Consider the following 19,797-nt stretch of genomic DNA (forward strand, 5'->3'; position numbering starts at 1 on the left):
CGCGCCGCTACCGCTGGGCCGAGCCGGTGCGCCGCCGGTGCCAGATCAGGGCGCCCGCGATGGCCGCGGTGACGCCGGCCAGGACGAGCCCGGCGGTGTCGGGCGCCTCGGGGGCCGCCGCGGGCCGGGTGCCGCCGCCGCCCGCGGGGACGGGGGCGAACGGCGATCCGTGCGGGTGGTGCTGGGGGGCGCGGTCGCTGCGTTCGTCGTACGCGCCGGGGCCGGGCTCCTCGCGGTAGGCGCCGCCGGGGCCGGACTCGTCGTGGGACGCGTCGTCGTACCCCCGGCCGTCCGGGGGCTCGTCGTCCTCCGCGGGCCCGGGCCCGGGCAGGTCCCTCGCCCGGTCGTCGAGGGACGCCTTGTCGACGACGGTCAGCCGGCCGTGGGCCGTCGCGCTGTGGCCGTCGCAGTCGACCCGCACGGGGTAGCTGCCGGCGGGCACGGTGTCGCGGACGGTCGCCTCGGCGTAGAGCCCGGCGGGGTCCCGCGCGAGTCTGGCGTCGCTGACGAACGCCTTGGAGACGGCGGTGGCCCGGTCGCCGGCACAGCCGGAGACGTGCAACTTCACCTCGCCGCCGGGTCTGCCGGCGACCGGGGCGAGCTCGATGGCCCGGGCCCCGGTGGCGGGGCCGTCGTGGGCGTGGGCGTGGACGGGTGCCGCGGCGGCGGCCACCGCCGCCACGGCGCCGCACAGGGCGAAGCGGACTGAAGCCATGGTGAACCTCCTGGTACTCCAGAGACTCACCGCCCGCGGCGGGTGTCGCATCCGCTCCGTAGCCGTATTGCTCCATATGGCGATCATCCGAACCGATAGGAGCTACATCGGGGCGCCGGGCCCGCCCGCGGCGCATCCGGGGCGGGCGGGTCAGACCAGTTCGACGAGGTCCGCGATCGAGTCGACCACGCGGGACGGCCGGAAGGGGTGGAGGTCGATCTCCTCGGGCCGGGTCAGGCCGGTGAGGACCAGGAACGTCTCCATGCCGGCCTCCAGCCCGGCCAGGACGTCGGTGTCCATGCGGTCGCCGATCATCGCGCTGGTCTCGGAGTGGGCGCCGATGGCGTCGAGGCCGGCCCGCATCATCAGCGGGTTGGGCTTGCCGACGAAGTAGGGATCGCGCCCGGTGGCCTTGGTGATCAGCGCGGCGACGGAGCCGGTGGCGGGCAGGGCGCCCTCGGCGGAGGGCCCGGTCTCGTCGGGGTTGGTGGCGATGAAGCGGGCACCGTTGTTGATCAGCCGGATGGCCTTGGTGAGCGCCTCGAAGCTGTAGGTGCGGGTCTCGCCGAGCACCACGTAGTCGGGGTCGGCGTCGGTGAGGACGTACCCGATGTCGTGGAGGGCGGTGGTCAGGCCGGCCTCGCCGATGGCGTAGGCGGTGCCGTTCGGCCGCTGGTCGGCCAGGAACTGGGCGGTGGCCAGGGCGGAGGTCCAGATGTTCCGGACGGGCACGTCGAGGCCGATGCGCGCGAGGCGGGCGTGGAGGTCGCGCGGGGTGTACATGGAGTTGTTGGTGAGCACCAGGAAGGGTTTGCCGGACTCGCGGAGGCGCTTGATGAACGAGTCCGCGCCGGGCACCGGGATCCCCTCGTGCATCAGCACACCGTCCATGTCGGTGAGCCAGGACTCGATCGGCTTGCGTTCTGCCACAGTGGCCTCCTGCCGTGCTGGGCGGCCTCGCGAGGGCGTGACCCTGGTACGCCGGAACGGCACCGCTCGTGCGCCGTTCCGACACCCCCAGCCTAATCAGTCGGCGGCCGGGGGCTTCCGCCGCGTCGTCCGCGCTCCGGCGACCAGGACCGCGCCGACGGCCAGCAGGGCGCAGGCGACGGCTCCCGCGCCGAGGAGGGCGCCCAGGTCCCCGGTGTCGGCGAGCACGCCCGGGGCGGGGGAGCCGGAGGGGGACGCGGCCCCGCCGGGGTGCCGCGGGGGGCCGGCGGGCTCCGGGGCGGGGCCGGCGGCGGGCTCGACGGCGAACGTGTAGTCGTCGGACTCCCCCACCCAGGCGCCGTCGGTGCCGCGCTTCTGCACCGCCGTGACGTTGGCCGTCACCGGTCCGCCGGGGGCGGCGGGGGTGAAGGCCAGCCGCAGGGGCACGGCGACGGAGCCGTGGGCGGGGATGGCGAAGCCGGGGAAGTCCGAGGCGCGGTCGTCGAGGACGCCGACGTTCTCCGCCTCGTCGGTCCGCTCGAAGCGCACGGGCAGCCAGCGGCCGCCGTTCTTGTCGTAGAAGTCCAGGTGGAAGTGGTCGGGCCGCAGGGCGCGGCCCTTGTCGGCGAGCACGGCCACGGGGTGGATGGAGCGGCACTCGGCGCCGGTGACGTTGCGCAGCTCCAGCTGCCACGTGCGGGGGGCGGCGCCGCGTTCGTAGGCGTCGGGCCCGCCGCTCAGCCGTGAGGTGAGGGGGAAGTCGGCGCGGCCGGGGTCGCCGCAGTGCTGCTGCGGGGTGTCGGCGGAGGAGGGCGCGGTGCCGGTGGCGGCGAGGAGCGCGAGGGCGGCCGCGGCGACGGGAAGGGCCCGGCGGGCGGGCCCGGGGGCACGGGTCGGGGGGGCCGTGGGCATCTCGGACATCACCGGGCCTTCGCGGGTGGGGACTCCGTCGTGCGGTGGCCGTGGGCCGGGCCGCACAGGATCCGTACGGGCGTGGCCGTACGGACTGAAGTCATCCCACGGGGGCGGCCCGCGCACCCGAGCCGCCGTCATATACCGCCCGATGAGCTGATCGTCGTTTCGTCCGAGCGGAGGGCGAAAGCGTGGCCGGAGCGCCCGAAGAGCGGGGCGAGGACGAGTTCCGCCGCGCCTTCGACGACCGTGCGCGCGCCGGCGGGGGTGACGGCGACGGGAACGGTGGCGGGGAGTTCGGCGCGCACGCCGTGGACGTAGGGGTCCGGGCCGGCCAGCACCGTCCCGCCGCCGAGCAGCACGCGGTCGATGTCGAGGAGTTGGACGAGGTTGGCGGCGCCGGTGCCGAGGAGGCGGGCGGCGAGGGCGGTGTCGCCGTCGGCGACGGCCCGCAGGCACAGCGCCTCCAGGCAGCCGCGCCTGCCGCAGGGGCAGGCGGGGCCGTCCAGCCGCAGCACCTGGTGGCCGAACTCGCCCGCGCCGGTGCGGGCCCCCCGGTGCACCCGGCCGCCGAGCACGAGTCCGGCGCCGAGGCCGGTGCCGAGGTGGAGGTAGGCGAAGGAGCCCGCGTCGCGGGGGGCGCGCAGGACGAGGCCGAGGGCGGCGGCGTTGGTGTCCTTGTCCAGTACGACCGGCAGGCCCAGCCGGGCGGCGAGGGCGTCGCGGAGCGGGAAGCCGTCCCACTGGGGGAAGCCGGTGACGCGGTGCAGGACGCCGGCGCGGTGGTCGAGGGGGCCGGGGGCGGCGACGCCGGCCCCCAGGAGCGCGCCGGGTGCCGCCGGCAGGGCGGCGACCTCGGCCGCCACCGCGTCGAGCACCGCTTCGGCGCCCGCGCCGAAGGCGAGCGGGGCGCTGCGGGTGGCGAGGGCCGTGCCCGCGAGGTCCACGAGGGTGGCCGTGACGCTGTCGCGGTCGAGGTGGAGGCCGATGGCCCGCGCCGCCTCGGGCACGAGCCGCAGGGCGGTCGCCGGCTTGCCGCCGGTGGAGGCCCGCCGGCCCGCCTCGGTCGCGAGGCCGGCCGCCCGCAGCCGTGCGGCGATCTTGCTGACGGCCTGGGGGGTCAGTCCCGTGCGCCCGGCCAGTTCGGTCCGGCTGGCGCCGCGCTCGCCCGCGTCGCGCAGCAGGCCGAGCAGGACGGCGGCATTGTGGTCGCGCAGGGCGCCGAGGTTGGCTCCGGGGAGGGTCACGGGGTCGTTCACAGGCCCATTGTCCCCTCCGCTTGCACTTACGCAACAGCGTTGCCAAAGTGGAGGGCATGGATGATGACACCACCGGCACCCCCCGCACCCCCCTTCGCGTCGGCCTCATCGGCTACGGACTGGCGGGCTCTGTCTTCCACGCCCCCCTCGTCGCCGCGACGGACGGCCTCGTCCTGGACACCGTGGTGACGGCCAACCCGGAGCGACAGCAGCAGGCGCTCGCCGAGCACCCCCAGGTGCGTACGGCCGACACGGCGGACGCGCTGCTCGCCCGGGCGGGCGAACTCGACCTGGTCGTCATCGCCTCCCCCAACCGCACCCACGTCCCACTGGCCCGGGCCGCCCTGGAGGCGGGGCTGCCGGTCGTCGTGGACAAGCCGCTGGCGGCGACCGCCGCGGAGGCCGAGGAGCTGGCGGCGCTGGCCGAGGCGCGCGGCCTGCTGCTCAGCGCCTTCCAGAACCGCCGCTGGGACAACGATTTCCGCACCGTGCGGGGACTCGTCGCCGACGGCACCCTCGGCCGCGTCCAGCGCTTCGAGTCCCGCTTCGAGCGCTGGCGGCCCCACCCCAAGGGCGGCTGGCGCGAGTCCGGCGACCCGGCCGAGATCGGCGGCCTCCTCTACGACCTGGGCAGCCACCTCGTCGACCAGGCCCTGACCCTCTTCGGTCCGGCCGTCACCGTCTACGCCGAGGCCGACGTCCGCCGCCCCGGCGCGGAGGCGGACGACGACACGTTCATCGCCCTCACCCACGCGAACGGCGTCCGCTCCCACCTGTGGATGAGCGCCACCACCGCCCAGCTCGGCCCCCGCTTCCGGGTGCTGGGCGACGCGGCGGGCTACGTGAAGTACGGACTGGACCCGCAGGAGGCGGCCCTGCGCGAGGGCCTGCGGCCGGGCGGCACCCAGGACGCGTGGGGCGTGGAGCCCCCCGCCTCCTGGGGCCGCCTCGGCGCCGGGGAGTCACCCCTGACGGGCGGCGGCGAGCCGGTCCCGACGCTGCCGGGCGACTACCCCGCGTACTACGCCGCCGTCGCGGAGGCCCTGCGCACGGGCGGACGGCCGCCGGTGACGGCGGCGGAGGCGGCCGCGGCGCTGCGGGTGCTGGAGGCGGCGAAGGTGTCGGCAGCCGAGGGCCGGACGGTGACGCTCAAGGAGGGCTGTTGAGCGGGCGGGCGGCCGGCTACGGCGGCCCCCACGCCGGTGACGAGGTGGCGCGGCTGGAGGACGACGAGCGCCGGCTGGTCCTGGACCGCTTCGACCACGACGACGCCTGGCGGCTGGGCTCGCTGCTGACCGGTCTGGCCCGGGAGCGCGGGGCGGCGGTGACCGTCACGGTCCGCCGCGGTCCGCAGCGCCTCTTCCACTGCGCCCTGCCGGGCACGTCGGCCGACAACGACGCCTGGGTCGACCGCAAGTGCCGCGTCGTCGAGCGGTACGCGGAGTCCTCCTTCCTGGTGGGCGCCCGCTTCCGGGCCAAGGGCCGCACGTTCGAGGACGCCTCCCGCCTCGACGCGGACCGTTACGCGGCCCATGGCGGGGCGTTCCCGCTGCGCGTGCGCGGCACGGGTGTCGTCGGCGCGGTGGCGGTGTCGGGACTGTCGCAGGCAGCGGACCACGCGCTGGTGGTGGAGGGGCTGGAGAGGTTCCTGGGCGTTGCCGGGGGCCGGCCCTAGGGGCGACCGGGGGCGGGACCCCGGAGCGGCTGGCCAACCGGCCTGGTGGGGCGGGACGATGACGGGCAAGACCACTCCGGCGGCATCGGGCGCCGGGCTCCCGGACCCCCGCCCCGCCGTCCCGCACGCACGCCGCGCAATGCCTTGACCTAGGCTCAGGAGGCTTGATCCCCAACGAGAGGGAGGACGCACCGATGACCACCGCCGAGATAGTGGAAGTCACCTCGGAGGCCGAACTGCGGGACATGCTGGGCCCGCCGGTCCCTGCCGCCGCGCAGAAGGTCCGCAGGCGCCTGGACGAGATCGACAAGCAATGGCTCGCGTCGTCGCCCTTCCTCCTCGTGGCGACGGCCGCCGCCGACGGCTCCTGCGACGTCTCCCCCAAGGGGGACCCGGCGGGCTCCACCCTCGTCCTCGACGACACGACCGTCGTGGTGCCGGAACGCCCCGGCAACCGCCGCGTCGACGGCTTCCTCAACGTCCTGAGCAACCCCCACGTGGGCCTGCTCTACGTCATCCCCGGCCGCGGCGACACCCTGCGGATCAACGGCCGGGCCCGCGTCGTCCGCGACGCGCCCTTCTTCGACGACCTCGTCGTCAAGGGCCACCGCCCCCGACTGGCCCTCGTCGTGGACGTCGAGGAGGTCTTCTACCACTGCTCCAAGGCGTTCCTGCGGTCCGCCCTGTGGAAGCCGGAGACCTGGACCCCGGACGCGGCCCCCTCCCGCGCCCGCATCTCCAAGGCCCTGGAGCGCCCCGAGGACAGCCTGGAGGAACTGGAGCAGTACTACGGCACGTCGTACGCCGACAAGTTGTACGAGTAGGTGGCGGGCTCTGCTTAGGGTGAGCCCATGACGACGAAGGCGTACGCGGCGCTTCTGCGCGGGATCAACGTGGGCGGCCACAAGAAGGTGCCCATGGCCGGCCTGCGGGAGCTGCTCACGGAGCTCGGGCACGGTGACGTACGCACGTATCTGCAGAGCGGCAACGCCGTCTTCACCAGCGCCGTCGAGGACGAGGAGGCGCTCGCGGCGCAGTTGCGGCAGGCCATCTGGGAGCGCTTCGGGTTCGACGTCGGCGTCCTCGTGCGCGGTCACGCGTACCTGCGGGCGGTGGCCGACGCGTGCCCGTTCCCGGCGGCCTCGCTCGAGGGCAGGCAGCTGCACGTCACGTTCTTCTCCGAGCCGGTCGACGCGGCGCGCTTCGCGTCCGTGGAGGCGGCGCGGTACGCACCCGAGGAGTTCCGGCTGGGGGACCGCGCGCTCTACCTCTACGCGCCGGACGGCCTGGGCCGTTCCAAGCTCGCGGAGGTCCTGACGAGGGCCACCCCGGCGAAGAGCGGGATCGTCGCCACGAGCCGCAACTGGAACACGGTCGTCAAACTCGTGGAGTGGACGGCGGCCTGACCGCCGGGGCAGGCGCCGCGCGGCCCGGTCAGGGGCTCTTGCCGCAAGCCCCCTCACCGGCCCTGGGCTGAAAGCGGCGGGAGGGGAACCCACCCGCGCGGTCGCCGTCAGGGGTGCCAGATCTCCTTGATGGTCTTCACCTTGCCCTCGCCGTCCAGCGTGATGTCGTAGATGTTCCCGGAGCAGCTGTAGGGCGACTTCACGGCGCTCGTGTCCGTCATGCAGTCGCCGGCGTGCATCCACAGCTCCCCGACGGGGACCGTCTTGGTGGAGCCGGACCCGGTGGCGAGTTCGGCCTTCACCTCGCCGGCGGTGAAGGTGTAGTACTTCGCCTCGCCCTGGCCGTGGTAGATCCAGTCGTTGGGCGTGCAGGTCGGCTTGGCGTCCTTGGCGGACATCGAGCCCTTCGACGGCGGCACGGCGATCTCGACCATCTTGTGGCCGGCCGGCAGCTTCGGCGGCTGCCCGCAGTCGCCGCCGCCCTGGTCGCCGGAGCCGCCGCCGTCGGTCTGCTTCGCCGCCGGCGAGGAGGCGCTGGAGCCGCCGGCCTTGTCGTCCTCGGGCCCGCAGGCGGCGAGGCCGCCGACCGCGGCGACGAGTGCGAGCGCGCTGACGAAACGCCGAGTCGTTTTCATGTCAATTCCCCCGTGAGCCAAAAAGTGTCGTGATCTTGTCAAACGAGGGAGAGTTCTACACCAGGGGACAGCCGAAGATCCAATCGGTGCGGGCCGGCGACGAGGGTCCATCCGCCACCGGCCCTACGGGGTTACGCCCGGTGCGGCTCCGGCGTCACGGCGCGGAAGCGGGCCGTGACGTCGTCGCTGCTCCGGCGCTCGAGCCCGGCCTTCTCGAGCACGCGGACCGAGGCCGGGTTCGCCAACTCCACGTCGGCGTAGACGGTGTGGACGTTCGGCGAGGCCAGGGCGTACGCCACGAGGGCCCGTGCGGCCTCGGGGGCGTAGCCGCGGCCGCGCCGCGAGGGCACGACGCCGTACCCGAACTCGACCCGGCCGTCGCTCGGCGGCCAGAGCAGGCTGATGCTGCCGACCACCAGGCCGCTGTCGCGCTCGACGATCTGACGGTGGGCGTGCTCGCTCGACGGGTCCGCCTGCGCTCCGATGAAGCCGGCGATGACGCGGTCGCCCTCGGCGGGGAAGTCCTCGGCCCAGTGCGCGGACCGGCCGTCGCCCACCACGGTGGCGATCTCGTCGGCGGACCATGGCCGCAGCGCGAGGCGGTCGGTGATCAGATCCGTACCGGCAGCAAGGAAGAAAGAAGACACGCGAAACTCCTGGTCGTTCAGACGACCGGACCGCGGATCACGCTCGCGCGGCCCGGATGAGGGCATGCTGATGAAGCGTCTGGCGGGCCATATTCATCAACCTCCCTTGTCTCGACCGGGGTGGACGTCGCGCGAGCAGAAGATATCAAGGGCACCTTGGTCCCGCTACGCCGGAGTAATCGACGGCCTGATCCCCGCCGGGCGAGAGCTGCCCCAGCGACACCCCATCGCCCAGGAGCAACTTCATGACCCACCCCGAGCGGCTCAACCAGGACCTGCTGGACTTCGTCGGGGACGCACCCCACGCCTGAGGAGCGCAGCGACGGGTGGCGTTTCGCGCCCACCCACCGGGCCTCCGGAAGGATCGCGGCAGCAGCCCGCGCCGGAGCGCAGCGGAGGCTTCGGTGACCCCGGCCGACGACCGGCCCGCCGGACCGGCGACCGGACCCCAGCCCCTCCCCCTCCCCTCCGCTGCCGGCGCCTTGCGCCGAAGGCGCGAGACGAGAGCCGCACCCCGCAGAGCCGCATTCACTGCCCCACCGAAGCGAAGCCGACGGCACGCCTGGGGCGGATGCGCTGCCACGCGGCGGGCACGACGGCCTGGGGCAACCCCGGTGGCCGCAACGCGCCGTACTCCGTGAAGTGCCGCGTCCCGCACTCCCCGCACCGCAGCTCGCCCCCGCCTCCCGCCCAGCCGCCACGGTGCGGGCAATCCCCTGCCCGTCCGCGGGTCACCACGTTTCCGCCTCGTACGAGGCGTGGCTCGCGCGGTAGTGGCTCCGCACCGCGATCGTCCTGGTCACCGCGAGAGCCCGGTCACCCCGGTCCACGGCGGCCCGCTGCGCGGCGGTCAGCTCGCGGCACTCGGGGCAGCCCACGGGTGCGGCGGTTCCGGCCAACCCTGCGGCTTCGCGCTCGGCGCGCGTGGCCAGGCGCAGTGCGGTGGCGGGGACTTCCCACTGCAACCCACCGCCGGGACGTTGCACTTGCACGCGCACACCAGTGCCGCCCATCACCTGCGCGAGTCTGTTCTCGCGGGTGTCTACGACGTATGCGCCAGGCCTGTACGTCATCCACGCCACCTTCCCCCGGAAGCCCTCTGCGCCAACTCAGCGAGTGGCACCCCTAGTTAGCGCCGCAGCGCCTCTCGGCAGCGCCGTCTCACGGTGGACCCAGCATCCGGGAAGCTGCAAGCGGCAGAGCTACAAATTGGAGAATTGAACTCTTCCGGGTGGCGATTGCAGACCACGGTTGGGGAGGATGCGCGCACCAGGCGTGGTCACACGAGCCCGGGGAGGCAGACATGGGACAACCAGCGCGCCGCACAGCCCGACGTCGGAGGCTGGGAGGTGCCCTCAAGGATGCGAGGGAAGCGGCGCAGGTCAGCGCCATCGAAGCGGCACAAGCAATCCACGGCGACAACACGAAGATCAGCCGCATCGAGACCGGACGCCATCGCGTCACACGCCTGGAGCTTGAGACGCTGCTCAACCTCTACCAGGTCAAAGACGAGCAGACCCGCGACTGGCTCATCGCACTGGCTTCCGAGGGTCGCAAGCGAAGTTGGTGGCGCCAGCACAGCGACGCCCTCCCGCCGGGGCTCAAGGAGTTGCTGACTCTCGAGTCCGACGCCGCCAAGATCTGCGCCTTCCAGAGTCAAGTCATCCCGGGTCTCTTGCAGACGAGGGAGTACGCGACCGCAGTCATGGCCGGCGCCGAGCAGAAGCAGATGAGCACCGAAAAGCTCGACTTCTTCGTCGACCTACGCATGAACCGCCAGCAGATCTTCCAGCAGGACAACGCGCCCAGCTATCTCTGCATCATGCCGGAAGGTGTAGTGCGCCAGCAGCTCGGCGGCCCGAAGGTCATGGCCGCCCAACTGCGCCACTTGATCGCGTTGAATCGACCACCCATGATGACGATTCAGGTCATCCCCTTCTCTCAAGGGGCGTTTACAGCAACGGGCGGTTCATTCGTCCTCTACTCGTACCCAGACCCGCTGGACCTGGACGTGGTGCAGGTCGAGTACCTCGACGGCGCTCTGTACCTCGAAGAAGATGAGACAGTCGAGAAATACCGAAGCGCCCTGGACGGCCTTCGGGCAGCGGCACTGTCCTCACAACAGTCCGTCGACCTCATCTCGTCCATCGCCCGCGATTTAGAGGGTGACAGCTGAGAGGCACCACGTGTTACACAACAGACTCTCTGCACATAGATGGCGTAAGTCCTCATACAGTGGGGATCAGAACCCGTCGTGTTTGGAGTGGCAGCACACCCCCGACGGGTCGATTGCCATACGCGACAGCAAAACCCCTTCACGCGGCGGGTTTCTGTTCCGCCGCGAGGCATGGTCGGCATTCGTCATCGCCTTACAGAGCGAGAGCGCAGAAGCCAGCAAGCTGAGAAGCGAGCAGGAGGCACGCAGATGACCATCACCCCGCAGGCCCTCTGGCACAAGAGCAGCTACAGCTCTGGCGGCGATAACTGCGTAGAAGTCGCCACCCAAGCCCACCCCGCCCCCATAGCCATACGCGACTCCAAGCACCCCCACGGCCCCCTACTCACCTTCAGCCCCGCCGAGTTCCGTTTCTTCACGCGAGCCCTCACAGACGGCACTCTCTAGAAGCGCGCACCAGCACCCGCGACTCACCCCGGCCCCACCGCGACTCACCCCGGGGCCCGCGACTCACCCCGGGCCCGCCGGGTCCGGCCCGGGGCCGGGGTGCCGGGGCCAGCCGCCGCCCGGCCGTAATTCGCTTGCCCTGGCCACGCGTCACCGCTGCACTGTGGCGGGGTACCACGACCCGTGGTGCCCGTATCCCGGGGAGGCAGCGGCAGCAATGGAGATCCGTCCTACGACCGACAAGGATCTCGACGTCTTCGTCGACACCCTTCACGCCGCGTTCGGCCGCTTCCCCGAGACCCCGGCCGAGGACGGCGGCGGGCTCTGGTGGTCGGCGCTCGAAACGGACCGCAGTCTGCTCGCCGTGGCCGCGGACGGGCGGCCCGTCGGTACCGCCAGCGCGTACTCCTTCGAGCTCACTCTGCCCGGTGAGGCCCTCGTCCCGGCCGCCGGCGTGACCGGCGTCGGCGTCCTGCCCTCGCACCGGCGCCAGGGCGTGCTCACCGCGATGATGCGGCATCAGCTCGTCGAGCTGCGATCCCGAGGGGAGTTCCTCTCGGTACTGCTGGCCTCCGAGGCGCTGATCTACCGCCGGTTCGGCTACGGACCGGCGACCTACGCGCAGCAGCTGACCGTGGCGCGCCACCAGGCCGCCTTCGCCCGCCCCCGGGCCCGCGGAACGGCCGGCATCCCGGCGACCGGCTCGGACGCCGGCCCGGACGCCGGCTCGGACACCGGTTCGGTCGAGCTGCTGCGGCGTGCCGAGTGCGGCGGGATCCTGGAAGAGGTCTACGACCGGTACCGCCGCGCCCAGCCCGGCGCGCTGTCCCGGCCGCACCGCTGGTGGGCCTTGGGCGCCGGGCAGCCCCCAGTGTCGTCGGCACCCCGCCATGTCGCCGTCCACCGGGACCCCGACGGCGTCCCGGACGGGTACGCCAGCTACTCGGTCGAGTCCAACACCCTGACCGTCGACGAGACCATCGCCACCGACGACGCCGCCTTCACGGCCCTGGCCCGGTTCGTACTCGGACACGACCTGGTCACCCAGGTCGTGTTCAAGCGCCTGCCGCCCGAGCACCCGCTGCGCTGGCAGCTTGAGGACTTCCGCGCCGGCCAGGTGAGCGACGACGACTGGCTCTGGGTGCGGCTGCTGGACGTCCCGCGTGCGCTGACCGCGCGCGGCTGGTGCGCGGACGGCGAGCTCGTCCTCGACGTCGACGACCCGTTCCTCGGCGAGCACGGCCGCTACCTGCTGACCGTCCGGGGCGGCGAAGCCGACTGCGTACCGACGGACCGGGAGCCCGACCTGTCCCTGGACGTGAGCGACCTGGGCTCGGTCTACCTCGGTGGCACCACCCCCAGCACGCTCGTGCGCGCCGGACACGTCCGGGCCCACCGCCCGGGGGCGGCCGCCCTCGCCGACGCCCTCTTCCGCGCCGAGCGCCCCCCGCACTGCCTGCACTGGTTCTGACCGCCCACGGTCAGAACCTCACGCGCCCCCGCCCTGCCCCCACCCTGCCCCGCCCCCGCCTCCGCCCTGCCGTGCCGCCCCTCAGTCCTCCGGCCGCGTCCGGTACAGCACCGTCAGCGCCAGGCCGGCGCCCAGGGCGATCAGCGTGGCGCCGACCGCCATCGACGTCTCCATCGGCGGGCCGCCGTGGGACAGCCCGCGGGCGTCCCCGGCCACGGCCGCCGCCCCCGCGACGTCGGGCGGGCCGGCCGCCGCGTCGGCCGGCAGCGTGGCGGGGGCGCTCGGGACCGGGGACGGGGCCGGCTCGGCCGTGTCCGGGTCGGCGGTCGGGCCCGTGCCGCATTCGGGGAGGGTGCCCTCGAAGGGGTAGGCGTGGATGGCCTGGCCCGCCGCGCCCGCCCCCGACTCGTGGGTCAGCGAACCGGCCGTGAAGAACCGCCCGTTCACCACCGGCACCGTCAGATGCGTGAGGCCGGCGCGGCGTCCGGCGAGCACCGCGCCGTCGAGCTGGCCGCTGCCCGTGAGCCGGATCTCCTTCGCGTCGGGGATGTTCCACAGCAGGCGTTCGCGGCGGACCCCGACGAGGGCCGTGGCGGAGCTGTTGACGACCTTCTTCGCGCTGCCGCGCGCGTTGGTGAGGTTGACCAGGACGGTGGCGTCGCGCGGCACGGCCTCGAAGACGAGGTCCTGGGGGGCGTCGGACCGGCCGGTGAGGTCGAAGGGGACGTTGAAGACCTGGAGCGCGGACTTCCCGTCGCCGGTGAAGAGCGTGCGGTTCCCCTGGTTGACCGCGGTGCCCGTGGCCTTGCGCGGCACGCCCTTGTCGTACGCGTAGCAGGTGCTGGCCGAGGTCAGCTCCTCGCGCAGCTGCCGGTACTCGGCGACCGCGGCCTCGTCGTGCGCCGCCTTGGGGGCGACCGTCCCCGTCAGGGCGCCGGCGTACGCCACGGTGCCGGAGGCCGTGCCCTCCTCGGCCAGCAGCCGCTGGTGCGGGGCGATCCGCAGGTCACCGCCCACGCGCAGGTACGGCAGGCCGTTGTCGGGCGGCACCCGGGACCCGGTGCCCGCCGCGCCCACACGGTAGTACTCCGGGACGCCCCCGCCCTTGGCCATCTGGAAGGCACCCAGGGTCACCACGCGCCCCTCGGCCTCGCCCGCCGCCTGGCGCACCGTGAAGTCGCCGCCGACGAAGACGTTCACGCCGTTGTCCCGGCCGGCGAAGGGCCCGCTGTGCGGCTCGGGGTACGTCTCCGGGCACGTACCCGGCACGCAGGGCCCGGGGCCGGCCGGCACCGGTTCGGTGCGGTCGGCGGCGGTGAAGGCGCAGGCCAGAAGGACGCCCCCCACGCTGATCAGGGCGGCCGTGACCGTGGCCGCCGGGCGGGTGGGCCGCCAGCGTGCGCGCTCCTCCTCACTCATATCCGAAAATATGCCCAGCCGTCGGGAAGGAACGCGGCAGTACACGCATGCGTGCCCCCGTACGGACCACCCTCACGCCCCCGTCTCGCCCTTCAGTCGGCCGCTAGGCGTCCTTGACCTGCTGCCGCTGCCGTCCCAGTCCTTCGATCTCCAGTTCCATCACGTCCCCGGCCCGCAGATACGGCTTCGGCGCGGGGCGGGAGACCGCCACCCCCGCCGGTGTGCCCGTATTGATGACGTCCCCCGGATACAGCGTCATGAAGCGGCTCACATAGCGCACCAGGAAGGCCACGGGGAAGATCTGCTCCGCCGTGCTGGAATCCTGCATCAGCGCGCCGTTGACCCACAACCGCATGCGCAGGTCCTGGGGGTCGCGTATCTCGTCGGCGGTCACCAGCCAGGGCCCCAGCGGGTTGAAGGTCTCGCAGTTCTTGCCCTTGTCCCACTGGCCGCCCCGCTCGTTCTGGAACTCGCGTTCCGAGACGTCGTTCACCAGGGCGTAGCCGGCGACCGCCGCCATCGCCTCGTCGTCCGTCCGCAGAGAGCGCGCCGTACGCCCGATGACGACGGCCAGCTCGATCTCCCAGTCCGTCTTCTCGCTGCCGCGGGGCACCAGCACGGTGTCGTCCGGGCCGACGACCGTGTCCGGGGCCTTGAGGAACAGCACCGGTTCGGCCGGCGTGGCCATGCGGGCCGTGGCGACGAAGTCCCGGTAGTTCACCCCGATGCCGACGATCTTGCCGATACGGCCCAGCGGCGGGCCGATCCGCAGACCGTGCGGGTCGAGGGCGGGCAGGATGCGGGCCCCCGCTGCCGCCCGGATGCGGGACAGCGCGGCCTCGTCGCCGATCAGTGCCCCGTCCACGTCCCGTACCAGCGCGGACAGGTCGCGCAGCGTCCCGTCCTCCTCCAGCAGCGCCGGGCGCTCCGCCCCGGCGGGCCCGACACGCAGCAGTCTCATCGCCCCACCCCCGCCTCACAACGTCGTCGGCCCCGCGTTGATCGTCCAAGAACGGACGTCCACTCCACAAGCCCCCTTTCGGTCCCTGGACCCCTGTGTGACGCACGACTCCCCCTGTGTGACCCACGGCTCCCCGCCGGGGTGGGGGACGGCTCCCCGCCGGGGTGGGGACGGTGCTTCTCCCCTACGCCACCGCCGACTTGCCCTTGCTCCCGCTCTTCCCGCCCCCGGTCCGCGGCGTGCGCAGCCCCTTCAGGCAGGCCCGCTCCACCGCGCTCCAGGTCGTGCTGGTCACCAGGTACAGCCCGGCCGCGAGCGGGACGACGGCGACCGTGACCAGCGTGCCGAAGGACAGCAGGGGCGCCACCTTGGCCACCTTCGCCATCGCCGCCGTGGCCGGGTCGTCCGCTCCCGCCGTGCCGTCCGTGCCGGGCAGCGCGGCCGCCGCCGCGCGGGCGGTGCGGTACGTCCACGTGGCGACCGCCGCGACGAGCGCGAACAGGCCCAGATAGACCAGGCCCCGGGCGCCGAACACCCCGCCGTCGCCGAGCGCGTCCGCCCAGCGGCCGCCGAGCGGCGCCCCCAGCAGCGCGTGGTCGAGCAGTCCGGAACCGCCGGAGCCGGTGGAGAACAGGTGGTACATCACGTAGAACACCGGCAGCTGGGGCAGCATCGGCAGGAAGCCGCCCAGCGGGGACACTCCTTCCTTCTTGTGCAGCTCACCCATCGCGCGGACCAGCCGCTCCGGGTCGTTCTTGTGGCGGCGCCGGAGCTTCGCCACCTGCGGGGCCAACTCGGCGCGCCTGCGCTCGCCGCGCGCCGCCGACCGGGCCAGCGGGTGCAGGGCGAGCCGTACGCCCAGCGTCACCAGGATGATCGCAGCGGCCGTCGCCGAGGCGCCGAACAGCGGGTCGAGCGCGTCGGCGAGGTGGGAGAGAAGTGAACCAAGGGTCGGGAAAAGAGACATGGGTGAGCCCTCCAGGGGTCCCGTCGTGCCGAAAGAAGCGGGAACTGCGCGTTCGGCGTGACGAGCCGCATGGGTTGGCGCGACGCTGCGGAGGTCCGCAGCCCGCCCGGTGCCGCCCGGCGCCCGGCCGGTGCCTGCCTGAAGCAGGGCCGGCCGGGCCCCCACCCGTCCATCGACCGGTGTGCGACCGGTGCGCGGAGGGGCACGGGGGTGTGGCGGGAACGCGGCGTGGCTGCGGTCGGTCCGCGGACGTCGGTGACATGCCGGGGTGACTTACCGGCATGTCCACGGGCCCTCGGGCCCGCGGGGCGCCTATGCGGCCGTCAGGAGGGGACGGCCGGGCGCTCGGGGCCGTCGACGGCCCTGGGCGTCGGGATCGCGCTGGGCGAGGAACGCCGTACGCAGCTCCCGGTCCCGTATCGCGGTGCGTATGCGCGTCGGCGTGAGCGGCCCGCTGCCCGTGCGGGCCGCGGCCACGGCGCTCAGCAGCAGCGCGGCGGCGGTCACGACGGAGGTGGCGGCGGCGAACGCGACGGCGCTCATCAGACCGCTCAAGGTGCTCTGCGCGAGGAACAGTTCGGCGAGGACATAGAGCAGCACGCTCATGTGCGTACGCAGCGTGGTCTTCACCACGGCACTCCCCCTCCGTCGAACCCCCGGGGCGAGCGCGACCGGATCGAACTCCCGGTCGCATCTCACCGACTGGTCCCGATCCTAGACCCCGCCACCGACAACGGCACCGGCGGACCCGTCCCGCCCCGGATCCCGGGCCAGCACCTCGTCGTCGGGACGCGCGTCCACGGGCTTCGGCCCCAGCCACGACACCACCAGCGCCACCGCCACGTTCAGCCCGAGCGCCACCGCCCCGGCGTTCGCGCCCCCCACGGGGTCGTGCTCGGTGAAGACGAGGGCGCACACCAGCGCACCGCCCGCCACCAGACCGCTCACCGCTCCCCACAGCGTCAACCGCCGCCACACCAGGCCCAGCAGGATCATCGGTACGAGCTGCGCCATGCCCTCGTACGAGATGAGCGAGAGCCGCACCAGCGTGTTGGGGGCGGTGTAGGTCATGACCAGGGCCAGCACCCCGGACGCCACCACGACGATCTGCGCCGCGGCCTTCTGCCGGTCCGGCCGCCGGGCCAGCGCGGGAACGGCGCCCAGCGCGCTGCGGCCCCACATCGTGCCGATGACCAGCATGAACACCGCCATGGGCACGATCGACGACAGCGCCGCCGCCACACCGATCAGGCCCACCGCCCAGGCCGGCAGCGAGTCGACCACCAGTTTGAAGAGCGCGAGGTTCGACCCCGCGCCGGTCAGCCCCGGCACCACGAAGACCGCCGCCATGCCCAGCAGCATCGGCACGAACAGCAGCACGTTGTAGAGCGGCAGCAGCATCGCGTTGCGCCGCAGGGCGTCGGCGTTGCGCGCCCCCAGATAGCCCGCCACGGTGGTCGGGAAGATGACGACCGTCAGGGAGTTCAGCAGGCTCGTGCTGACGAACCAGCTGCCGTCCAGGCCGCTGCCGCCGTGGCCGCTGAAGGTCAGCCAGTCCGGCTTCTCCGCCACGACGCGGTCCAGGAAGGGGCCGTAGCCGTCGAAGTAGTGCAGGGGCACGTAGACGGCGAGGAAGCCCAGCGTGCCGATGACCAGCACGTCCTTGAGCACCGACACCCAGGCGCTGCCGCGCAGCCCGCTCACCACCACGAAGCCGGTCGTCACGGCGAACGCGATGAAGTAGGCCCAGTTCAGGCTGATCGCGCCGTAGGAGATGGTCGAGACGACCACGCCCATGCCCGTGATCTGGAGCTGGATGTACGGCAGCAGGCAGACCGTCGCCAGGACGGCAACCGCCGTGCCGAGCCAGGGGCGGCCGTAGCGATGGGCCACCATGTCCGTGATGGTCACGAGGCCGTGCCGGCGGGCGTAGGCCCACAGGGTGGGGCCGACGACGTACCCGATGGCGTAGCCGCACGACATGTACGCGATGACGTAGAGGACCGGGGCGCCGTAGTTGTAGCCCCAGCCGGCGGCGCCGAGGTAGCTGAAGCTCGTGTAGCCCTCACCGGCCATCAGCACCCAGATGAAGACCGTCCCCAGGCTGCGGCCGCCCACCGACCACTCGGTGATGCCGCCGCCGCTGCCCCGGCCGCGGACGGCGAGGAGCCCCAGGGCGACGGTGAGGACCATGAAGACGCCGAAGACGGCTGTGGCGATCGTCGCGTCGGCGCTCATGCGCGGCCTCGCCTGCGGTCGCCCCGCCAGGCGAGGAAGACGGCCAGCGGGGTCAGCAGGGTCGCCAGCAGCAGCCAGAAGAAGAGGAAGGGCAGGCCGAGGACGGTGGGGCGGACGCGGTCCACCAAGGGCAGGACGCCCAGGTAGAGCACGTACGGGGCCAGCAGCCACAGCAAAGTGGGACGTTTCTTCAACACGACGTCGACCCTAGGTCGTGGCGGGGTGGATTCCTTCCCCTTAACCGCCCCTTCCCGCCGGCCCCGAGCCGGTCCCCGAACCGGTCCCCGACCCGGGACTACGCCCCCAGCAGCCTCGACACCGTGTAGATCGCGAGGCCCGCCAGCGCGCCCACCACCGTGCCGTTGATCCTGATGAACTGCAGGTCGCGGCCGATGTGGGCCTCGATCTTGCGGGAGGTGTGCTCCGCGTCCCAGCCGGCGACGGTGTCCGTGATCAGGGAGGTGACCTCGTCCCGGTAGGTCGTCACCACGTACACGGCCGCGTCCTCCAGCCAGCCGTCGACCTTGCCCCGCAGCCGGTCGTCGGCCGTCATCCGGGCGCCCAGGGAGAGGATCGAGGCGCGGGTCCGCTGCCGGAGCTCGCTGCGCTCGTCCTCGGCCGCCGCCACGACCATCGCCCGCACCGAGGACCAGGCCGAGGCGATCACGTCCTGCACCTCGCCCCTGCCCAGCACGTCCGACTTCAGGCGCTCGACGCGGGTCCGGGTGTCGTCGTCCGTCTGGAGGTCGTGCGCGAAGTCGGCGAGGAAGCGGTCGACCGCGCCGCGCGCCGGATGGTCCGGCATGTCGCGCATCTCCGTCACGAAGCGCAGCAGTTCCTTGTAGACGCGCTCGCCGACCTTGCGGTCCACGAACCGCGGGGTCCAGCCCGGGGCGCCTCCCGTGACGGCCTGCATCACCGAGTCGCTGTGCTCGACGAGCCAGTCGTGGGCCCGTACGCACACCAGGTCGACGACCCTGCGGTGGCCGCCGTCCGCGACGACCTTCTCCAGCAGGGCGCCGGCGCCCGGCGCGATCTCCACCGCCTCCGCCCGGCGGGTGATGGCCTCGTCGACCACGGCCTGCACGTCGGCGTCGCGCAGGACGGTCAGGGCGCCGCGCAGCGCCGTGGCCAGTTCGGCGGTCACCCGGTCGGCGTGGGCGGGCTCGGCGAGCCAGGCGCCCAGGCGGGAGCCGATGCCGACGGCGCGCAGCCGGAGGCGGATCACCTCGCCGGAGAGGAAGTTCTCCCCGACGAACTCACCGAGGTTCTGCCCGAGCTGGTCCTTCTTGGTCGGGATGATCGCCGTGTGCGGGATCGGCAGGCCGAGGGGTCGCCGGAAGAGGGCGGTGACGGCGAACCAGTCGGCCAGCGCACCGACCATGCCGGCCTCCGCCGCGGCCGCCACGTAACCGGCCCAGGCGCCGGCACCCGCGGCTGTCGAGGTCTGCGCCCACGTCGCGAGCGCGTACACCAGGGCGACGGCCAGCAGCAGGCCCGTCGCCAGCGCCTTCATGCGGCGCACGCCGCGCCGCTTCTCCTCGTCGGCCGCGCTGTAGGTGAATCCGCCCGGCGCAGTGGGCATCACTCCAGCAGCGGACGCCGCGCCCGCCTCCCGGCCGCCAGCCGGCCGCCCGCCCGGGCCGCTCCCCCCACTCCGGCGGCCCCGAAGATCCTGCGCACCCTGCCGCGAGCCCTGCGACCTTTTCATCCGCACCACCCGTTCCGACCGGTCCGGCCGTCCTCACGTGCATTGTCCCTACCCGACCGACTCGGGGAACGGTCCATGAGTTCCCCGCGTCTGACAAGTCGCACCGGTCACGTCGCTCGCGACCCGGCGCACGCGCCCCCGCCTCCCCCCTGCCGCCGCGACCGCCCCCACCCCACGTGGGATCATGAGGCGGCGGCCGGACCGCGCGGGTGCCGCCGCCGGCCGGCT

23 protein-coding genes are annotated in these 19,797 nt (G+C 73.3%); 8 read left to right on the forward strand and 15 right to left on the reverse strand.

Features of this window, described 5'->3' with window-relative positions:
- Positions 1-7: 7 nt before the first annotated feature.
- From CYQ11_RS10920 to CYQ11_RS10935, 4 genes are all read right to left on the reverse strand, one after another.
- Positions 8-715 carry a hypothetical protein gene (locus CYQ11_RS10920; RefSeq protein WP_099200386.1) on the reverse strand — a complete coding sequence of 236 codons (708 nt, stop codon included), beginning with the start codon at positions 713-715 and terminating at the stop codon, positions 8-10.
- A gap of 150 nt (positions 716-865) precedes the next feature.
- Positions 866-1,645, reverse strand: coding sequence for an HAD-IIA family hydrolase (locus CYQ11_RS10925; RefSeq protein WP_099200385.1), 780 nt, complete (start codon positions 1,643-1,645; stop codon positions 866-868).
- A 96-nt stretch (positions 1,646-1,741) separates the two neighbouring features.
- Entirely contained in the window at positions 1,742-2,557 is an 816-nt protein-coding gene (locus CYQ11_RS10930; protein ID WP_146104671.1) for a hypothetical protein, read from the reverse strand.
- Positions 2,558-2,694: 137 nt separating this feature from the next.
- Positions 2,695-3,816, reverse strand: a complete 1,122-nt coding sequence (locus tag CYQ11_RS10935) for an ROK family protein (RefSeq protein WP_240003496.1) — start codon at positions 3,814-3,816, stop codon at positions 2,695-2,697.
- A gap of 56 nt (positions 3,817-3,872) precedes the next feature.
- Here CYQ11_RS10935 and CYQ11_RS10940 point away from each other — a divergent pair, with 56 nt between their 5' ends.
- The 4 genes from CYQ11_RS10940 to CYQ11_RS10955 all read left to right on the forward strand — a co-directional run bounded on the left by CYQ11_RS10940 (position 3,873) and on the right by CYQ11_RS10955 (position 6,897).
- On the forward strand, positions 3,873-4,982 hold the full coding sequence (locus CYQ11_RS10940) for a Gfo/Idh/MocA family oxidoreductase (RefSeq protein ID WP_099200383.1): 1,110 nt from the start codon (positions 3,873-3,875) through the stop codon (positions 4,980-4,982).
- Complete coding sequence (locus CYQ11_RS10945) at positions 4,979-5,491, forward strand: heme-degrading domain-containing protein (RefSeq protein WP_181143632.1); 513 nt, start codon at positions 4,979-4,981, stop codon at positions 5,489-5,491. Before CYQ11_RS10940 ends, CYQ11_RS10945 begins: the two co-directional genes overlap by 4 nt.
- Positions 5,492-5,685: 194 nt before the next feature.
- A complete protein-coding gene (locus CYQ11_RS10950; protein ID WP_099200382.1) occupies positions 5,686-6,315 on the forward strand; it encodes a pyridoxamine 5'-phosphate oxidase family protein in 630 nt (209 codons plus the stop codon).
- Between the two features lie 27 nt (positions 6,316-6,342).
- Positions 6,343-6,897, forward strand: coding sequence for a DUF1697 domain-containing protein (locus tag CYQ11_RS10955; protein ID WP_099200381.1), 555 nt, complete (start codon positions 6,343-6,345; stop codon positions 6,895-6,897).
- A gap of 107 nt (positions 6,898-7,004) precedes the next feature.
- Here CYQ11_RS10955 and CYQ11_RS10960 read toward each other — a convergent pair whose 3' ends face one another.
- The 4 genes from CYQ11_RS10960 to CYQ11_RS29490 all read right to left on the reverse strand — a co-directional run bounded on the left by CYQ11_RS10960 (position 7,005) and on the right by CYQ11_RS29490 (position 9,252).
- Positions 7,005-7,532: a hypothetical protein gene (locus CYQ11_RS10960; protein ID WP_099200380.1), complete on the reverse strand. Its 528-nt coding sequence runs from the start codon at positions 7,530-7,532 to the stop codon at positions 7,005-7,007.
- Between the two features lie 131 nt (positions 7,533-7,663).
- Complete coding sequence (locus tag CYQ11_RS10965) at positions 7,664-8,179, reverse strand: GNAT family N-acetyltransferase (RefSeq protein ID WP_240003495.1); 516 nt, start codon at positions 8,177-8,179, stop codon at positions 7,664-7,666.
- A 528-nt stretch (positions 8,180-8,707) separates the two neighbouring features.
- Positions 8,708-8,917 (reverse strand): DUF6255 family natural product biosynthesis protein, encoded by a 210-nt coding sequence (locus CYQ11_RS30890; RefSeq protein ID WP_424154028.1) that lies wholly within the window; start codon positions 8,915-8,917, stop codon positions 8,708-8,710.
- Positions 8,911-9,252 carry a hypothetical protein gene (locus CYQ11_RS29490; protein ID WP_181143633.1) on the reverse strand — a complete coding sequence of 114 codons (342 nt, stop codon included), beginning with the start codon at positions 9,250-9,252 and terminating at the stop codon, positions 8,911-8,913. Before CYQ11_RS29490 ends, CYQ11_RS30890 begins: the two co-directional genes overlap by 7 nt.
- A 230-nt stretch (positions 9,253-9,482) precedes the next feature.
- Between CYQ11_RS29490 and CYQ11_RS10975 the strand changes: the two genes are divergently transcribed.
- The 4 genes from CYQ11_RS10975 (at position 9,483) to CYQ11_RS10990 (ending at position 12,273) form a co-directional block, all read left to right on the forward strand.
- Positions 9,483-10,355, forward strand: a complete 873-nt coding sequence (locus tag CYQ11_RS10975) for a helix-turn-helix domain-containing protein (RefSeq protein WP_099200378.1) — start codon at positions 9,483-9,485, stop codon at positions 10,353-10,355.
- Between the two features lie 10 nt (positions 10,356-10,365).
- Complete coding sequence (locus CYQ11_RS10980; protein WP_099200377.1) at positions 10,366-10,608, forward strand: DUF397 domain-containing protein; 243 nt, start codon at positions 10,366-10,368, stop codon at positions 10,606-10,608.
- Entirely contained in the window at positions 10,605-10,802 is a 198-nt protein-coding gene (locus tag CYQ11_RS10985) for a DUF397 domain-containing protein (RefSeq protein WP_099200376.1), read from the forward strand. Before CYQ11_RS10980 ends, CYQ11_RS10985 begins: the two co-directional genes overlap by 4 nt.
- A gap of 217 nt (positions 10,803-11,019) precedes the next feature.
- The gene (locus tag CYQ11_RS10990) at positions 11,020-12,273 is read left to right on the forward strand and encodes a GNAT family N-acetyltransferase (RefSeq protein ID WP_099200375.1); all 1,254 of its coding nucleotides are present in this window, start codon (positions 11,020-11,022) and stop codon (positions 12,271-12,273) included.
- Positions 12,274-12,354: 81 nt separating this feature from the next.
- On the opposite strand, the gene CYQ11_RS10995 is transcribed toward CYQ11_RS10990, so the two are convergent.
- From CYQ11_RS10995 to CYQ11_RS11025, 7 genes are all read right to left on the reverse strand, one after another.
- Entirely contained in the window at positions 12,355-13,692 is a 1,338-nt protein-coding gene (locus CYQ11_RS10995; RefSeq protein WP_099197500.1) for a choice-of-anchor A family protein, read from the reverse strand.
- Positions 13,693-13,795: 103 nt separating this feature from the next.
- Positions 13,796-14,653 carry a fumarylacetoacetate hydrolase family protein gene (locus CYQ11_RS11000; RefSeq protein ID WP_099200374.1) on the reverse strand — a complete coding sequence of 286 codons (858 nt, stop codon included), beginning with the start codon at positions 14,651-14,653 and terminating at the stop codon, positions 13,796-13,798.
- Positions 14,654-14,837: 184 nt separating this feature from the next.
- Entirely contained in the window at positions 14,838-15,620 is a 783-nt protein-coding gene (locus CYQ11_RS11005; RefSeq protein WP_099200373.1) for a YidC/Oxa1 family membrane protein insertase, read from the reverse strand.
- A 312-nt stretch (positions 15,621-15,932) separates the two neighbouring features.
- Positions 15,933-16,226: a DUF6412 domain-containing protein gene (locus tag CYQ11_RS11010; RefSeq protein ID WP_099200844.1), complete on the reverse strand. Its 294-nt coding sequence runs from the start codon at positions 16,224-16,226 to the stop codon at positions 15,933-15,935.
- Between the two features lie 108 nt (positions 16,227-16,334).
- Entirely contained in the window at positions 16,335-17,858 is a 1,524-nt protein-coding gene (locus CYQ11_RS11015; RefSeq protein ID WP_099200372.1) for a sodium:solute symporter family protein, read from the reverse strand.
- Positions 17,855-18,055: a DUF3311 domain-containing protein gene (locus CYQ11_RS11020; RefSeq protein WP_240003494.1), complete on the reverse strand. Its 201-nt coding sequence runs from the start codon at positions 18,053-18,055 to the stop codon at positions 17,855-17,857. The genes CYQ11_RS11015 and CYQ11_RS11020 overlap by 4 nt, the downstream gene beginning before the upstream one ends.
- A 98-nt stretch (positions 18,056-18,153) precedes the next feature.
- A complete protein-coding gene (locus tag CYQ11_RS11025; protein ID WP_275666414.1) occupies positions 18,154-19,443 on the reverse strand; it encodes a DUF445 domain-containing protein in 1,290 nt (429 codons plus the stop codon).
- Positions 19,444-19,797: the final 354 nt, after the last annotated feature.

The sequence above is a fragment of the Streptomyces cinnamoneus genome, assembly GCF_002939475.1.
In the GTDB taxonomy this organism is placed as follows: Bacteria; Actinomycetota; Actinomycetes; order Streptomycetales; family Streptomycetaceae; genus Streptomyces; species Streptomyces cinnamoneus_A.

Coding starts and splice junctions, on each gene's coding strand:
- CYQ11_RS10920 (WP_099200386.1), bottom strand. CDS start 715: ATGGCTTCAGTCCGCTTCGCCCTGTGCGGCGCCGTGGCGGCGGTGGCC.
- CYQ11_RS10930 (WP_146104671.1), bottom strand. CDS start 2,557: ATGCCCACGGCCCCCCCGACCCGTGCCCCCGGGCCCGCCCGCCGGGCC.
- CYQ11_RS10940 (WP_099200383.1), top strand. CDS start 3,873: ATGGATGATGACACCACCGGCACCCCCCGCACCCCCCTTCGCGTCGGC.
- CYQ11_RS10950 (WP_099200382.1), top strand. CDS start 5,686: ATGACCACCGCCGAGATAGTGGAAGTCACCTCGGAGGCCGAACTGCGG.
- CYQ11_RS10955 (WP_099200381.1), top strand. CDS start 6,343: ATGACGACGAAGGCGTACGCGGCGCTTCTGCGCGGGATCAACGTGGGC.
- CYQ11_RS10960 (WP_099200380.1), bottom strand. CDS start 7,532: ATGAAAACGACTCGGCGTTTCGTCAGCGCGCTCGCACTCGTCGCCGCG.
- CYQ11_RS29490 (WP_181143633.1), bottom strand. CDS start 9,252: ATGACGTACAGGCCTGGCGCATACGTCGTAGACACCCGCGAGAACAGA.
- CYQ11_RS10975 (WP_099200378.1), top strand. CDS start 9,483: ATGGGACAACCAGCGCGCCGCACAGCCCGACGTCGGAGGCTGGGAGGT.
- CYQ11_RS10985 (WP_099200376.1), top strand. CDS start 10,605: ATGACCATCACCCCGCAGGCCCTCTGGCACAAGAGCAGCTACAGCTCT.
- CYQ11_RS10990 (WP_099200375.1), top strand. CDS start 11,020: ATGGAGATCCGTCCTACGACCGACAAGGATCTCGACGTCTTCGTCGAC.
- CYQ11_RS10995 (WP_099197500.1), bottom strand. CDS start 13,692: ATGAGTGAGGAGGAGCGCGCACGCTGGCGGCCCACCCGCCCGGCGGCC.
- CYQ11_RS11000 (WP_099200374.1), bottom strand. CDS start 14,653: ATGAGACTGCTGCGTGTCGGGCCCGCCGGGGCGGAGCGCCCGGCGCTG.
- CYQ11_RS11005 (WP_099200373.1), bottom strand. CDS start 15,620: ATGTCTCTTTTCCCGACCCTTGGTTCACTTCTCTCCCACCTCGCCGAC.
- CYQ11_RS11010 (WP_099200844.1), bottom strand. CDS start 16,226: ATGAGCGTGCTGCTCTATGTCCTCGCCGAACTGTTCCTCGCGCAGAGC.
- CYQ11_RS11015 (WP_099200372.1), bottom strand. CDS start 17,858: ATGAGCGCCGACGCGACGATCGCCACAGCCGTCTTCGGCGTCTTCATG.
- CYQ11_RS11025 (WP_275666414.1), bottom strand. CDS start 19,443: ATGCCCACTGCGCCGGGCGGATTCACCTACAGCGCGGCCGACGAGGAG.